A 15032-nucleotide genomic window follows, 5' to 3' on the forward strand; every position below is an offset into this window, starting at 1 on the left:
GGATTTATCTTGATTGTTCTATATGAATATAGTTAGCATATGCTTAATGGCTTAATGGCTTAATTCAGAAAAATTATTCAGACTCAAATTCCCAGTAGCAAGACCATTTAATTCACTAAACGCAGACCAAATGAAGTGTAAATAGTAAATGAGAATCAATATAATTTTTAAAATCATTGTTGTTTTTTTGATTTCAGATTCGGCTTCTGTTTTCGCAGAAACCGAAATGACATCTCAAAATACTTATCCCAAGACTTTCGTTAATGCGGATGGGTCACAGACAGTTATCCCATCTAAACCGACTCGAATCCTGTCTACCTCGGTGACAATTAGTGGGACGCTACTGGCTATTGATGCTCCATTAGCCGCTACTGCACTCACTTATGAAGGGGAGTTTTTTAGTCAATGGGCAGATATTGCTGAACAGAGAAGCGTGGAAAAGGCGTGGCCAGCCGGCAGCGTTGATTTAGAGTCTGCCTATATCTATGAACCTGATTTGATTGTTGTAGCATGGCGCGGTGGTGATTCGGCGAGAGACCAAATAGCTGAATTTAAGCAAATAGCACCAACCATTATTTTGGATTACACCGCACAATCATGGCAAGACTTGGCTTTGAGGCTTGGACAGGCGACAGGGTTAGAAGAACAAGCCCAACAAAAAATTAGCCAGTTTGAGTCGTTCGTTAACCAGAGTAAAAATAAACTACAGATACCCGAAGGCGAAACAAATATTGTGGCGTATTTTGGACCTGGAGCTACCAATGCTATCGCTTTAGAGGACGGTGTTCATGCGAACTTGCTCACTGACCTCGGTTTCAAAATGGAAGTGCAAAATCGTCAGTGGCATGACAACACAGTGCCTTTATCAGACTTTATGCGCGTCCACTTTGAACTGCTGACTCAACTTAAAGCCGATACGACATTTTTGCTAGAAGCGAGTGACGATAGCGCTAATCGATTCATGCACGACCCAATCCTGATCAACCTTCCGTCTGTCCAGAATAAACAAGTCTTCGGTTTAGGTGAGAATTCGTTTCGTATCGATATGTATAGTGCCACTGAAATCGTTAATGACATTGTTCAGATTTTTGAACGAGATAAAAATGCAGGCTAATGGTTAATACCAATGGTAAATAGGTAAAGGATGTCCGGAATGACAAGTATTGTTGGCCCTGCCGAAGCATTTGAACAGATAAGAAATGGACAACGACAACGACAACGACGACGATGGCTGATGGCGGGAATCGTGTTGTTATTTTTTGCATCGTGTTTTAGCCTTTTCATCGGCACACATTACATATCGCCGGTAGTGACTCTGGATGCGATTTTTTCTTTTGATCCAACCAACAGTGATCATCTATTGGTTGTCCACCTTCGAATTCCACGCACCTTGTTAGCTTTAGTTGTTGGCGGTGCGCTTGGTGTTGCAGGTGTTATCATGCAAGGCTTAACTCGTAACCCATTAGCTGACCCTGGAATACTCGGTGTAAATGCGGGGGCGACAGTTGCCATAGTCTCAGCGATAGCCTTTCTGGGCATCCATGATATGGCCTATGTGATGTGGTTTGGTTTATTTGGGGCAGCTGTTTCTGGAACGGGTGTTTTTGCCCTTGCTGGGGTAAATAAAGGTGTTAACCCTGTAAGAGTTGTATTGGCAGGAACAGCTTTGTCGGTTGTGTTGCTTGCACTGACTCATATGATCACAATAAACAGCAATGAAATGGTGTTTGAACAATATAGACATTGGGCTGTGGGGTCATTTCAAGGGCGAGGTTACGATGTCTTGATCCCGGCTGCCATGTTAATAGCCATTGGATTAGTAATCGCATTTTCATTAAGTAAAGCCTTAGATACTGTCTCGTTAGGGGACGATATTGGTCACGCCTTAGGTGTTAACCCGATCAAAATATGGTGTTTTGCTTCTATTGCTATTGTGGTTTTAGCGGGGACCTCTACTGCTGCGGCTGGCCCTATCAGCTTTGTTGGTCTTACTGCCCCTCATATTGCAAGGATGGCGGTGGGGCCGGATCATAAATGGTTGATGCCTTTCTCTTTACTGATTGCATCCATTCTGGCGGTTATCGCCGATGTGCTAGGCCGGATCGTTGGTTATCCCAATGAGATCAGTGTAGGCATTATGATTGCTCTAATCGGCGGGCCATTCTTTGTATTCTTAGTGAAACGTTGGAAGATATCTCTCCTATGATGATTGAGCCTTATACTCTTCAAAACTCTGGCTCGGGAAGTGTTGTACGCTTCGGTCAGTTTTCTTTCCGTTATCAACCGCCTCATATACTTGTCGCTTTAATTTTGTTGATATCAGTTTGCGCTATTGCAACTTATTCCATGACACTGGGTAAGTTTAATATCTCGTTGCCTCAAGTGGCCGATATCATTCTTGGGGTTGGAGAGGGGGGCGTAAAAGATCGAATAATTCTTAACATAAGACTGCCTAAGGTTCTTACTGCGGTCTTTGTTGGGGCTGCTTTAGGCATTTCTGGTGCGGTATTTCAATCGGTATCAAGAAATGCTCTTGGTTCTCCAGATGTCATTGGCTTCACTACGGGGGCTGCGACCGGTGCAATTGCTCAAATAGTTTTGTTTGAGCAAGGGGCTATCGAAGTGGCGATAGCGGCGATAGTCGGCGGAGTAATCACGGCCGTTATCGTTTACTTACTTGCGGTAAAAGCAGGAGTGGTTGGAGGGTATCGCCTAATACTCACTGGTATTGGGATCGGGTCCATTTTGAGTGCGCTGAACAGCTTGATGTTAGTTAAGGGTAATTTGGACAATGCCATTTTGGCTAATCTATGGCTTGCAGGATCACTGCATGCTAGGACATGGACACATGTTTATCCTGTACTCATAGGTGTATTTCTCCTCCTCCCTTTTATGGTGATGTTAAAGCGTGCGCTTGTCATGATAGAGATGGGGGATGACATCGCAACCCAGTTGGGTATCCGAGTCGAGCGAGTCCGTCTTTCTATGATTTTCTTTGCTGTGGTCTTAGCCGCATTCGCGACAGGGGCTGCGGGGCCTATCGCCTTTATTGCCCTTGCTGCTCCGCAATTAGTTGGCCGATTGAGAAAATCGCGAGCATTATCGTTGTTCTCCTCAGCTCTTATGGGCGCGTTGTTGGTTTTGACTGCGGACGTTTTAATTCAATGGTTGCCTTTTCAAGCAAGCGTGCCAATAGGCCGGATGACGGGCATTGTTGGTGGCATATATTTGATTTGGCTATTGACTCGATCTCGCCAGTTTTAAGCATAGGTACACATATCTCAATTAATGCAAATGAGAATGCTTTACATTAAGTTTTATTGAGAATAAAGTAAGCCACTGATTTTAATAAGCGTAGAGCTTAGAGCCCCCCCCCAGAATACTTGTACTTTAAAGCCAGCTTTAGCTTCAAAAAGGACAGTTCTGAATTCTTTCAGACAGGAGAAAGGAACATGATATTTAACTCGCATCACTCGAAGGAAAAGAGTGGATTTGGCAACGCAGTGACAGATTTTGAAGAACGAGTTTGGATGCACCATCAGCAGCATGATGATTCTGCTCAATACTCAGCTGCGTACCGTCTAACAGGGGAAGTCAACATTGGTCGATTGGTTTCTTCGTTGAGTAAACTTTCTCAATTCGTGCCATCTCTTAATATTTGTTATCAATTTGATGAGAATGCAGGTTTAGTTAAATTTCAAGATAATGCGTTTTCTCAATCGATTCATATTGAAGCTGTTGATTCGGTTCAAGACGCAATTTCTCACCTGCAAGCTAATCAATCAATCCCTATAGCGCTGGAATCTCAGTCAGGAATTCAATTTACCGTTTACATTTGCGCAGAGCAAGATGTGGTATTGGGTGTTGTTTCTCACCAAATCCTGAGTGGTGAAGTGTGCTGGAAAGAAATATTCGAAGTTGTGAGTGCTCTATATAATCATGGCCTTTGTACCGTAGACCAGAAAAAGCAGCCTACAAATATGGGCGGCTTCACGCCTATTCAAAAGTTTGAAGCTCTTTCGACATCTTGTTTGCCATGGATTAAGCGTTCTACACGGGATATTGACTTAGTACAAACCGGTGTCAGTGAAAATGTTTGTTCGTATTTACAGGCATCAGTACCACGTAAGTTTACGACTTCTATTCAAAGAGAGATCTTCGAGGATCGCCTCGGGAGGACGATGAACGAAGTAGAAATCCTCTCAGCTACTGCGGTGCTGTTCGCTCGTTACATCACAGAGTCTAATGATCTCGATAGTCTTGATGTGTTCATGCCGGTTGATATCAGTCAGAAAAATCGAGAAATCAATGGCGCGATGATTGAGACCGATTTGACTTATCTCCGTTTAGGGCAGCCAATTTCAGACTTAGGCCAAGCTGTTGGCGACCTTACTATGAAGCTAACCTCTGCTCAGTCTCAGACCATCGAGTCAACAGAGTTTTCTAAATCAGCAGCCTTAGTTACTTGGCTTGTAGACCCAGCTGACTATTTGTCTCTTGACGATGTGGAGGCAGAGAAATTACCGACCGCACCGCTTTATCCGAAGTTTGAAATCTCTCTTGCGGTTGGCATTGACCGACAAGGTGCCCTGTCATTTGAGTTAGTTACGGGGGCAACGGTTTCTCCTCACTTAGGAGCGTTTCTATTTGAGCAGTTTATTGCCTATATTGATGGTCAAAAAGTCACTAAACCAGCATTGGCAAAGCAGGATGTAAAAGCGGCACCGTTGGTGAATGAAAGAGCCGAGCCAGTTTCAATTTTTAAAAAGACAATACTCGCTGAGTTTAGAGATGCACTTTCGATAGAAAGCATGAATGAAGACGATGACTTCTTTGATTTTGGTGGTCATTCGCTTATTGGTACTCGAGTCATTGGTCGTTTGTTGAAGGATCATGGGGTTGAAGTGAGCATTGAAGACTTATTTACCTACCGAACTGCGGCAGAGCTGGCGAAGCGCGCTAAGCCTACAAATTCCCCGGTTGTGCCGGCATCAGTTGAAGTATCAAGTCCCGTTTCTGAGCTAAATTCTACGGCTGAACTTATTTTGGTTGAGTTTAGAGAGGCTCTGGCTTCGGAGACAATGACAGCAACGGACGATTTCTTTGACTTCGGCGGGCACTCATTGATAGCAACTCGAGTTATTGGGCGCTTGCTGACTCATCATGGTATTGAAATCAGTATTAACGATCTTTTTGGCAACCCGACGGCTCAATCGCTTGCCGAACAAGCTGTGCCGAAAAGTACCGAGTTTCTTGAGCCCGCGACATCTCTTACCGATGTTGGTTCTCCGCTTGCTCCATTGTCACTCGCTCAGAACTCTCTGTGGAAGGCGATCCCAAAATACGCCAAATTTGGACTCAATACGATTTTTAACTTGCCGTTTGTTTTACGCTTTTTCGATGAATTGGATGAAGTGGCTTTTGGGGAAGCTTGCCGCGATATTCTAGTTCGTCATGCCACTCTAAGAAGCCATTTCTATGAACATGATGGTAATCCATGTCAACAAGTGGTTGATGTCAGTGACATTGGCAATTACAAATGGTTTTGGACTTCAGATGAATGTGAAACCGAAGATAGGGATGAGTTTCTTAAACAAGAGGCAATCCATCCCTTTGATTTAGAGAAGGAGTTCCCTCTTCGAGTTAGGTTCATCCGTTGCAAGGAGACGGGGCAGCAGTTCTTGTCCTTCTTATTCCACCATATTGTACAAGATGAATGGTCAGTGAATTTGATGATGGATGAGCTTAGTTTAGCTTATAAACTACGTGTTCAAGGTCAACCACCAGCATGGAGACATGAAGCTCTTCCAATGCACGAGTATGCTCGCATGCAGAGAGGTTCTGGAACACATCAGAAGCACCTCGATTATTGGTTGGATAATCTAAAAGGTGTGCCGTGGTCTACTCCTATCTTCCCAAAGAATCACCCTTTATCAGAGAAGGCCGATCCTCAAGGGGCTAAAGGTGGTTGGGTCATCATTGAAATTGAAGATAACGTAAGGGATGGGCTATATGCACTTGCCAAGCAGCAAAGCGCATCGCTATTCAATGTCGTTTATGCATCTATCGCAGCGGCACTCAATGCTGTTGGTGCGCCCAATAAGCTCATAGTAGGAACCTCGGCTTCGGGCCGACAAGACGTTGAGTATTACGACACGATAGGTTACTTCACCACCGTAGTGGCGCATTTAGTGAATTTTGAACGCGTCCGTACGGTGGCTGAACTGGTAGCCCAAGTGAAACATACGATTAATGATTCTATGCCATATGGAGATATTCCTATCGACCTTATTGAAGAAGGTTTGGTTGGGGGGGATCCCGATGTGGACGGGCACATGTTCGAAGTCTTTATTCAACTTCACGCCAAAAGTAAATTTAGTGGTGCTTTCGAATTGTCTAATGGTGACAAAATCAACTTCCAGCAGGTTGATTCAGATCGAAGCGAATCTGGTTTAGGACTTCAGTTCGAAGTGTTAGAAGAAACCGTCAATGATGAGCAGGTGCTACGTGTAATGATGAGCTACCTTACTGAAAACTACAGTCAAGCTCAGGTTAATCTTCTGTGTGACACACTAAGAGCTCTGTTTGCAGAATTTGCTCTAAGCTCAAAGGGTGATCAGTTGCTCGACGCAATCAAAGACTGTGTGGTTGAACCCGCAATATTATAAAACTGTCGGTAGATTACTTGTGTAAGAAACCAAGCGTAACCTTGAGCAGCATCAAGTCTATTCTTGATGCTGCGCTTTCCCAAGTAACTGAATAGCTAGAGCTAATTAGTTAAGTAATCAAACAGCTAATTAGCTAAATAAGAAAATAGCTAAAGGTTACTTAGGGGATATTGTTTAACTTAAATGAATCAGAAGCTTATGAGCCTATCGACACCGGTTAAATCCAACATTACCTCTCGACTAAACGGAAATAACCTTAAACTTGCATACGAGAATCGCGTTATTTGTGAAAATCTCGAGCTTTATATTCCTGAAGATAAATTTACGGTGATTGTCGGACCTAACGGATGCGGAAAGTCTACCTTATTGAGAAGCTTATGCCGCTTGTTGAAGCCTTCTCAAGGTCAAATTTGCCTTGATGGTCAGAATATTCAAAAGTTGCCAGCTAAAGAGTTGGCGAGAGAGTTAGGGTTACTGCCGCAAAGTTCACAAGCACCTGAAGGGATTCGAGTCGTTGATTTGGTGGCAAGAGGTCGCTACCCGCATCAAAAACTGTTTAAGCAGTGGAGCTTAGATGATCAAGAGGCGGTCTCCCAAGCGATGGAAGATACTAGTGTCACCGATTTGGCCGAGAGGCAGGTCGATGAACTCTCAGGAGGTCAGAAACAACGAGTTTGGATCGCCATGGTATTAGCACAAAAGACACCGATAGTATTACTTGATGAGCCGACAACTTATTTGGACGTCGCACACCAGATTGATTTGTTGGAGTTGTTCCGTAGCCTCAATAGAGAAAAAAAACACACCATCGTTGCCGTGCTGCATGATTTGAATCAAGCCTGTCGTTATGCGGATCATCTGATTGCATTTGCTGGTGGAGAAATTGTCGCACAAGGCGAACCTAAGTCTTTAATTGACGCAAAACTCGTTAAGCAAGTGTTTGGCTTAGATAGCGTTATTATTGATGATCCTGTAAGTCATACTCCATTGATTGTGCCTCTGGGGAGGTAACTCATATGACTTTTTTGTCAGGTTTGCAATTACTCACTTTTGGTTCGAAAAATGTAAAGGTTTGGCAGTACCACTTTGATCGACAAAGGTATACAGATTGCCTTTTTCAAGAACTTGACATCGCGTTACCAAATGAAATGAAGCGTGCAATGACTAAGCGAAAAGCTGAGTTTATTGCCGGTCGAAGGGCTGCATTGCACGCATTACGCATTGAAGGTTGCGATTGTCTTGAGCTGCCCATCGGTAAACACCGATCGCCGGTTTGGCCCGCTGGTTGGATTGGAAGTATTTCTCATACTGATGATCTAGCGGTAGCGACTGTTAGTTCACTAGGTGACGTGAGCCTTGTTGGTTTGGATGTTGAAGAGCTCATCAATGAAAACCTGGTTATGTCACTGATGCCTATGTTTGTTAGTCCTCAAGAAAGAAAGCACTTAGCCGGGACTCACCTTCCCATTCAATGGTTTGTCACCTTAGTGTTCTCCGCTAAGGAGAGTATTTTTAAAGCCATCTATCCCTATGTTAAGACCTATTTAGAGTTCAGCGACTCAAAGTTAATGAGTGTCGATATGGATAAAGGCGAGGCACATTTTAAACTGTGTGAACGCGGAGAGAAAGCGTTTGGTGAAGCACTAAATCTATGTGTGTATTTCTTTTTTAAGCAAGGTAAAGTTTATACATTGGTACGCGAACCTCGCCAAGCTTGATTAACTCCAGAAATTGTTTGTATATATTTCTAAGTCTTTTTGTACCTAAATGTGGACTATTGGCATTATTTGGGGCTCATGTGCCTTTTTCTTAAGATACATCTTGTTGATATCATTTATTTTTTCTAGCATGTAACTAAGAGAAATGGATTAGAGGCTCTAATGATAATCTGGTTACAACTCAAACGTTGGGTCAAAGCGAATATCTTTGTTTTGAATGGCAAAAACCTACTGTTCACTTTTCTTGGCTACATAGTTCTATCGTGGTTGATGCTGTATTTGGCAGGTGAAACAGATTTAACCAGTTCGGTTACCATATTCGCTTACTACTTGGTGGTGACGGCTTCTACAGTTGGTTATGGTGATTTGTCACCGAGCACGGCTGCGGGGCAGTGGATAGTCATTCTATTTGTGATTCCGGGTGGGTTGAGCCTTTTTGCTGCGTTACTGGGTAAGGTGGCGACAGAAGGTGTTGAATATTGGCGAGCGGGCTTGCTAGGGAAAAGGAGAGTTAGAGTGGACAACCACATTTTGATGTTGGGGTGGAATGAACAAAGAACTATTCACCTCATCCGCATGCTGCAACACGAGGAAACGGGTAAGCGACCAATCGTATTATGTACTCGTTCAGATATCGAAAACCCGTTACCCGGTGAAATCAATTTCGTCAAAGTAAACAGCTACACAGATGGCAAAGAGATGGAGAAAACGGGTATTGAGTCTGCGAGTTGCATCCTGATTGATAACCCAGAAGACGACATTACCCTGTCTGCAGCACTTTACTGTGCTAACCGAAATCCGAAAGCTCACTTACTGGTTTATTTTAAAGATGAAGCGTTGAGCGACCTACTACACAAACATTGTCCAAACTCTGAATGTATTCCGGCTGTGGGTGCAGAGATGCTAGCAAAGGCTGCGGTAGACCCAGGTTCAAGTGCGCTTCATCAAGAGCTATTGAGCTCAACAAGAGGTATGACACAGTATTCAACGTATTTCCCTGAAGGCGCCGATCCTGTCACCGTCGCGCCTATTTTCTCTGTGTTTAAAGAGAAGTACAAAGCAACGCTGATCGCGATTGATACGGGGGATGGTATTGAACTTAACCCAGAACTAGACCAAGTTGTCAGCAGCGGTACTAAACTATTTTATATCGCCGACGAGCGAATTGATGACTTCGATTGGAAAGGTTTTTAAATCTATTATTTTAATCTCGCCCAACAACGAAAAAGGCCTCATTGTGAGGCCTTTTGGGTCTGTATAAAGCTAACTTTTATTGAGTTTCAGCCAGTGCAATACCACGCTGCGTTAATCCGCAAAGCATTACAGGAACAGCGTTAAAGATCTCTTCAAATTGCTCAAGGCCTTCGATGCCTTGTTCAGCAAGTGTAGCAATGGAAGTTTCTGGATCGTAAAGCATGCTTAGTGAAAGCAACACGCCGCCGATTAATGCGTTGTCTTCGCTGTCTTCTGGCATCAGTGTTTCCCAATCATCACGGGCGATCTGCCAGCCTTGAAGTAAGCCTTCACAGAAGTCGCGAGCCGCGGTATTCACCACTTCTGCATCATCCAATTGGCAAGCTTCAGGCCAAACCCACGTTCCTTCAATTAGCTCAGGACGCGTTTTATTCCAAAGCGTGATGATAACTTCAATGTAGCTCTCTAGCTGCTCACCGTCCGTAAAAGGCGCGACTTCTTCGCCACCCCATAAGAACGGTAGCCATTCATGAGGGGTTAACACATTAGGTGCAGCTGCCATTGCAGTGACAAAGCCCATTGTTTTGTGTTCTGTGATTAGCTTTCCTTCCAACTCTGGAAGCGCAAGAATATCTTGTAAAGTCAAAGTGAGGTACCGTAAAAGGGAACATATTTGCGCTTATAGTACCAATGAACTTGTGCCAATCAAGCTTCAATCTAAAAAGGCTTGATGTCATGGATGATAAACACTAGGTTTAACAGAAAAGAAAACAATAAAAGAATTATGCAGATACGGTCGTCTTTAAAGAAAAAAAGTATGGTAGCGCTTGGGTTCTACCTTGCGATGTTTATTGCCATTGTCGGTAGTGTGACGTATTACGTCGTAGAATCCCCTGTGCGTGGGAAATTACAACAAAACCTCGACTTACGTACCCAACTTTTATCCGCATTGATTACAGAGCCACTCAGCAGCTCAGAAGGCTTTGTAGATAGTCTAGTTGGCTTTGCTCAAGCACATCGCAACGGTGATGACGTTGTTCCGCTCTTCAAGTCCATGTTAGCGGCGAGCGATGATACGATCGTCAGTGCCGGAATTTGGCCTGAACCTTTTGGGCTTGACTCTAAAAAGCGTCTTAACAGCCACTTTTTCAATAAAGCCGACGATGGAAAAATTGATCAGCTGTTCTCTTACAACAATCCTAAGAATACCCCTTATCAAGAAGAGTATTGGTACACCTCTGTCGTCGAAAAAAAACAAGGAACGATCTCTTGGAGCGATGTGTATATCGACCCATACACACACGTTCGAATGATTACTGCTTCATCTCCTTATTATTACGACGGCATTTTTGCTGGCGTTGCGACGGTGGATCTCTCGCTCGAAGAGTTACTAGGTTTTATCAAGAACCACGCCGAAGAATACAATCTTGGCATTACGCTCAGAGATAAACTCAATCAAGTGTTGGTTTCTCATAACTTCAATCTCGTTGAAGGGATCTACATCAGTAGCAACCAATTTGGTGACTTTGGTTGGCAAGTGGATGTGGTGAACTCCAAGTCACTTGTAGCAGACGAAGTATTTCGTCAGGTGATGAGCATTGAAGGCGGTATTGTGCCGCTACTACTGTTGTGTGTGATGGCGGGCTATTACTTATTGAACCGCTATTTGATTAACCCAATTACAACGATTGCCGTCAAAGTGGATAGTTCGAAAGCAGGCGAAATCATAGATGTTGACTACTCAAGTGATGACGAGATTGGTCATTTGATTAAAACGTTCAACGAAAAGACTATTTACCTTGAAGCGGAAAAGGTTAAAGCTCAGGCATCCACCAATGCTAAAACTGCTTTTCTTGCTACTCTCTCACATGAAATCCGCACCCCTATGAATGGGGTATTGGGTACTGCTCAGATCCTATTAAAAACACCTCTAAATTCTGAACAAGAGAAGCATCTTAAGAGTTTGTATGAGTCTGGTGATCACATGATGACCTTGCTCAACGAGATCTTAGACTTTTCGAAGATCGAGCAGGGTAGATTGGATCTTGATGAGACCCGTTTCCCATTAGATTCGATCATCGGCAGTATCAACAGTGTTTACTACACACTATCTTCCGAGAAAGGGCTTCAATTCAAAGTGTACTCTGAGGTGCCTTCTGGTCGTTGGTACTTCTCAGATAAAGCACGTCTACGACAAATCTTGTTTAATTTATTGAACAACGCGGTGAAGTTTACCTCCAGAGGGTTTGTCGAGGTGTACCTGAAAGAAGTCGTAGAGGGCAGTGACACCTACCTTAGTATTCGAGTTCGCGACACCGGAATTGGTATATCTAAAGAAGCTCAAAAGCGTATTTTCAAACCTTTCGAACAAGCGGAGTCTTCCACAACAAGGCGCTTTGGTGGTACAGGCCTTGGCTTGGCGATTGTGAAGAAAATTGCCCAACTAATGGATGGTAGTATCACCGTTACCAGTGAAGAGGGAATAGGCACGAGCTTTGATGTACGTTTGAAGATTCAGCCATGCCAACCTGGAGAAATAGAGAGCTTGCCACACAAGAAGTTAGATTACTCTGGCTTAAAAGTACTAATTGTGGAGGACAACCGAACCAATACGGTCATAATTGAAACCTTCATGAGCAGTAAAGGCTTCACCTGTAAGAGCGTTGAGAATGGTGAGCTAGCGATACAGGCCGTGGTGGCCGAGCGTTTTGATTTGGTACTTATGGACAATCATATGCCGGTGATGGACGGTGTTGAATCAACCACTGCGATTCGTGCTTTGATAGGCGATGTATCATCGGTACTTGTATTTGGTTGTACGGCTGATGTCTTTAAAGAGACTCGCGAACGTATGCTTGGTGCGGGCGTGGACTATATTATCGCTAAGCCGATTGATGAACGTGAACTCGATGATGCGTTGTTTCGCTATTCAAACAAGCTCTACCAATACCATGAAGTAAAAGAGCATGATCTTGAAAGCCAAGAAGTAGAAAAACATGATTCAAAAAGTAAAAGCGAGTCACTGCCTAAGCCTGATCTGCGAAACAAAGACAATACAGAAGAACTTCTAGTCACGCTTTACGTGGCACTCGAAGACAATAATCTAGAGTTGATTCAATTTGCGTTAGAAAATCTGCGCGTTCACGTCAAGCCTATGAACAATACAGAACTTACCTATCAAGTTGATAAAGCATTAGAACAGGTATCTCTGGGACGGCGTCCTTCTCAAGATGTTATCAATATCATTACTGTAAATATACCCATGGCCTAGATGTTGTTTAATTACAGAAAGTAAACAACGAATTGTCCAACATTTGACCTCGACAATGTTTTTTGGTTGAAGTAACTGCTTTTTAAGTGGTTTTTGGTTGTTAATTTACAACTTGATTTTTAATTTAGAATGTATGACTGCTAATCTTGTGGTTTAATGGCGACATTAACTGGTAGGGCGTGAATATGCCTTGTTTATGTGTTACTAAATCACTCAATAAGCAGTGATATATTTTAGGTTTAGCATCAATGAAGTCTCGTGGTCCATTTTGTATTCGAAACGCAGCGGCGGATACATTTGCTATGGTCGTTTTCTGCTTTATATCTGGCATGATCGTAGAAGTGTTTATTTCTGGTATGACGTTTGAGCAATCTCTTGCTTCTCGAACGTTATCTATTCCGGTAAACATAGCTATCGCTTGGCCTTATGGTGTTTTTCGTGATTGGTTCTTGCGCAATGGTGCAAAGCTTTCACAAAGTTCATTGATGAAGAATATATCTGACCTCTTAGCTTATGTACTGTTCCAATCACCTGTGTATGCCGGTATTTTGTTGGCGGTAGGTGCTTCAGGCGACCAGATCGTTACGGCTGTAACCAGTAATGCAGTTATCTCGTGTGGAATGGGCGTACTTTATGGCTACTTCCTAGATATGTGCCGTAAATGGTTTCGAGTTCCGGGCTACTATCAACAAGCTTAAGAAAAGCAACAAGCGTAAGTGCAGCGAAAGAATGAAATTTGGTTTGTTTTTGATCTAATGAGTTAATTTGTAATCGAACAAACTGAAAAAGGCACTTTTTTTGATAATGCCTCTTGACCAAAGCAAGCAGAATCAATAAAGTAGCGCCTCGTTGAGTAACAAGCTCAACACACAATTTGTGGAAGGATGGCTGAGTGGCTTAAGGCGCTCGCCTGGAAAGCGAGTATACGTTTATAGCGTATCTGGGGTTCAAATCCCCATCCTTCCACCACTATTCAAAACCCTAGCAGAAATGCTGGGGTTTTCTCGTTTCAGAGCCCCTCATATTCTACTTCATTTGCATCCATCCCTAGTTTCTCCAATGTTCAATTTTACTATGGCGATTTCGTTACTGTTTATTGGTAAAGGTTTGATTGAATGATCTGAAGTATTCACTACCAGAGTCTGTTATTGGTGGCTTTATTTATGCTAAGACCATTATATTTTTGAAATCCAAATCACCTTTAGCCTAGATGTCAGAGACTTTTTACCTCTCTGCCTCTCTACTTTTTTTCTGGCATCTGGCTCCAAGCTGACATTAAAACACTGATTAAAGGCGTGCGACCGTTGTTCTCTCTATTGTTTCTTGCTGCCGTCTTTGTCGTGTTGCAAAACGTGATTGGATTGGCTGTTGCTTCTGGCTTTGAATAGACACTAAAGCTGGTTTGTTGTCGGGCTCTATGAGCTCAATAGGTGGCGTAGGTACAACGTTGGCTTGGGCACCAATGTTTGTGGAAGAGTTTGGTATTGCTAACGCGTTCGAGATCGGTGTGGTGTCAAATACGGTTGGTTTGATAGCGGCGTGTGTTATTGGTGGCTCAATTTCCAACGACTTGTTTAATAAACATAAAATTAGCCCGTCGAATGAAGAAGATGTGACGGTTGGTGCATTTCAAGAAAGCGAAACACGCACTGAATTGAGTCACTATGGCGTTTATGGGGCTGCGGATCTGGGATCTCGATGGACTGTTTGGTTATATCTCTGTGGTGATGGATATCTAAATCCTCCTTTCGCTTCTGTTTACGCTATTCGTCGTTTATTACCTGATGGGGTGCAACTATGACACGGTAGTGATATGTTCAGGCTTCGGTGCTATTTCTCTTGGTTTGACAGCAACAGCAATTGTTAACATGACCGCAGTAACTCATCGTTATGGTGAAAGCCTACAAGCTTTCATTGTAGTGCCTTTGCTGTGTGGTTTCTTTGTTGATTTGATTAATGCACAGGTGATTAGCTATTTTTGTAGGGATGTAAGTTAAACAAGTGATTCGCAAGAGTCGATGACTAGTAGCTTGTTCAATAGAGTAAGCTACTTATTGCCTTGTTACAAACCCTTCAAATACGATCATACCTTTCATTACCCCATCTGCTTCTCATCGAGTTTTGCCTCAATTGATATCTTAAATGAAGAGGTGAACCTATTCTACTACACCGCTTAATTAT

At 43.2% G+C, this 15032-nt stretch carries 10 protein-coding genes, 1 tRNA gene and 1 pseudogene; 11 read left to right on the plus strand and 1 reads right to left on the minus strand.

Annotated elements, in window-relative coordinates; all coding sequences use genetic code 11:
- Nucleotides 1-148: 148 nt before the first annotated feature.
- The 7 genes from fepB to BCU75_RS01150 all read left to right on the plus strand — a co-directional run bounded on the left by fepB (nt 149) and on the right by BCU75_RS01150 (nt 9580).
- Nucleotides 149-1114: a Fe2+-enterobactin ABC transporter substrate-binding protein gene (fepB, locus tag BCU75_RS01120; RefSeq protein ID WP_102466280.1), complete on the plus strand. Its 966-nt coding sequence runs from the start codon at nt 149-151 to the stop codon at nt 1112-1114.
- A 39-nt stretch (nt 1115-1153) separates the two neighbouring features.
- A complete protein-coding gene (locus BCU75_RS01125; protein WP_102472705.1) occupies nt 1154-2206 on the plus strand; it encodes a FecCD family ABC transporter permease in 1053 nt (350 codons plus the stop codon).
- Nucleotides 2203-3264 carry a FecCD family ABC transporter permease gene (locus tag BCU75_RS01130; RefSeq protein WP_102472706.1) on the plus strand — a complete coding sequence of 354 codons (1062 nt, stop codon included), beginning with the start codon at nt 2203-2205 and terminating at the stop codon, nt 3262-3264. The genes BCU75_RS01125 and BCU75_RS01130 overlap by 4 nt, the downstream gene beginning before the upstream one ends.
- Nucleotides 3265-3452: 188 nt before the next feature.
- Nucleotides 3453-6668 carry a condensation domain-containing protein gene (locus BCU75_RS01135; RefSeq protein ID WP_102466283.1) on the plus strand — a complete coding sequence of 1072 codons (3216 nt, stop codon included), beginning with the start codon at nt 3453-3455 and terminating at the stop codon, nt 6666-6668.
- Between the two features lie 198 nt (nt 6669-6866).
- Nucleotides 6867-7679 carry an ABC transporter ATP-binding protein gene (locus BCU75_RS01140; protein WP_102472773.1) on the plus strand — a complete coding sequence of 271 codons (813 nt, stop codon included), beginning with the start codon at nt 6867-6869 and terminating at the stop codon, nt 7677-7679.
- 149 nt (nt 7680-7828) lie between these two features.
- Nucleotides 7829-8386 carry a 4'-phosphopantetheinyl transferase family protein gene (locus BCU75_RS01145; protein WP_241904464.1) on the plus strand — a complete coding sequence of 186 codons (558 nt, stop codon included), beginning with the start codon at nt 7829-7831 and terminating at the stop codon, nt 8384-8386.
- A gap of 162 nt (nt 8387-8548) precedes the next feature.
- Complete coding sequence (locus tag BCU75_RS01150; RefSeq protein ID WP_102472708.1) at nt 8549-9580, plus strand: potassium channel protein; 1032 nt, start codon at nt 8549-8551, stop codon at nt 9578-9580.
- Nucleotides 9581-9656: 76 nt separating this feature from the next.
- Here the strand turns inward: BCU75_RS01150 and BCU75_RS01155 are convergent, their stop codons facing one another.
- On the minus strand, nt 9657-10226 hold the full coding sequence (locus tag BCU75_RS01155; protein ID WP_102472709.1) for a UPF0149 family protein: 570 nt from the start codon (nt 10224-10226) through the stop codon (nt 9657-9659).
- 171 nt (nt 10227-10397) lie between these two features.
- Between BCU75_RS01155 and BCU75_RS01160 the strand changes: the two genes are divergently transcribed.
- From BCU75_RS01160 to BCU75_RS01175, 4 genes and pseudogenes are all read left to right on the plus strand, one after another.
- Nucleotides 10398-12851: a hybrid sensor histidine kinase/response regulator gene (locus BCU75_RS01160; RefSeq protein ID WP_102472710.1), complete on the plus strand. Its 2454-nt coding sequence runs from the start codon at nt 10398-10400 to the stop codon at nt 12849-12851.
- 248 nt (nt 12852-13099) lie between these two features.
- Nucleotides 13100-13549: an L-alanine exporter AlaE gene (locus BCU75_RS01165; RefSeq protein ID WP_076678960.1), complete on the plus strand. Its 450-nt coding sequence runs from the start codon at nt 13100-13102 to the stop codon at nt 13547-13549.
- A gap of 180 nt (nt 13550-13729) precedes the next feature.
- Nucleotides 13730-13820 (plus strand) — tRNA-Ser (locus BCU75_RS01170).
- A gap of 21 nt (nt 13821-13841) precedes the next feature.
- Nucleotides 13842-14848, plus strand: a pseudogene (locus tag BCU75_RS01175) (sodium/glutamate symporter).
- Nucleotides 14849-15032: the final 184 nt, after the last annotated feature.

It is taken from the genome of Vibrio splendidus, from assembly GCF_002873455.1.
Taxonomy (GTDB): domain Bacteria; phylum Pseudomonadota; class Gammaproteobacteria; order Enterobacterales; family Vibrionaceae; genus Vibrio; species Vibrio splendidus_J.

Excerpts from the sequence above, each read along its gene's own strand:
- fepB (WP_102466280.1), top strand. The coding sequence starts at position 149 with ATGAGAATCAATATAATTTTTAAAATCATTGTTGTTTTTTTGATTTCA.
- BCU75_RS01125 (WP_102472705.1), top strand. The coding sequence starts at position 1,154 with ATGACAAGTATTGTTGGCCCTGCCGAAGCATTTGAACAGATAAGAAAT.
- BCU75_RS01130 (WP_102472706.1), top strand. The coding sequence starts at position 2,203 with ATGATGATTGAGCCTTATACTCTTCAAAACTCTGGCTCGGGAAGTGTT.
- BCU75_RS01135 (WP_102466283.1), top strand. The coding sequence starts at position 3,453 with ATGATATTTAACTCGCATCACTCGAAGGAAAAGAGTGGATTTGGCAAC.
- BCU75_RS01140 (WP_102472773.1), top strand. The coding sequence starts at position 6,867 with ATGAGCCTATCGACACCGGTTAAATCCAACATTACCTCTCGACTAAAC.
- BCU75_RS01145 (WP_241904464.1), top strand. The coding sequence starts at position 7,829 with ATGACTAAGCGAAAAGCTGAGTTTATTGCCGGTCGAAGGGCTGCATTG.
- BCU75_RS01150 (WP_102472708.1), top strand. The coding sequence starts at position 8,549 with ATGATAATCTGGTTACAACTCAAACGTTGGGTCAAAGCGAATATCTTT.
- BCU75_RS01160 (WP_102472710.1), top strand. The coding sequence starts at position 10,398 with ATGGTAGCGCTTGGGTTCTACCTTGCGATGTTTATTGCCATTGTCGGT.
- BCU75_RS01165 (WP_076678960.1), top strand. The coding sequence starts at position 13,100 with ATGAAGTCTCGTGGTCCATTTTGTATTCGAAACGCAGCGGCGGATACA.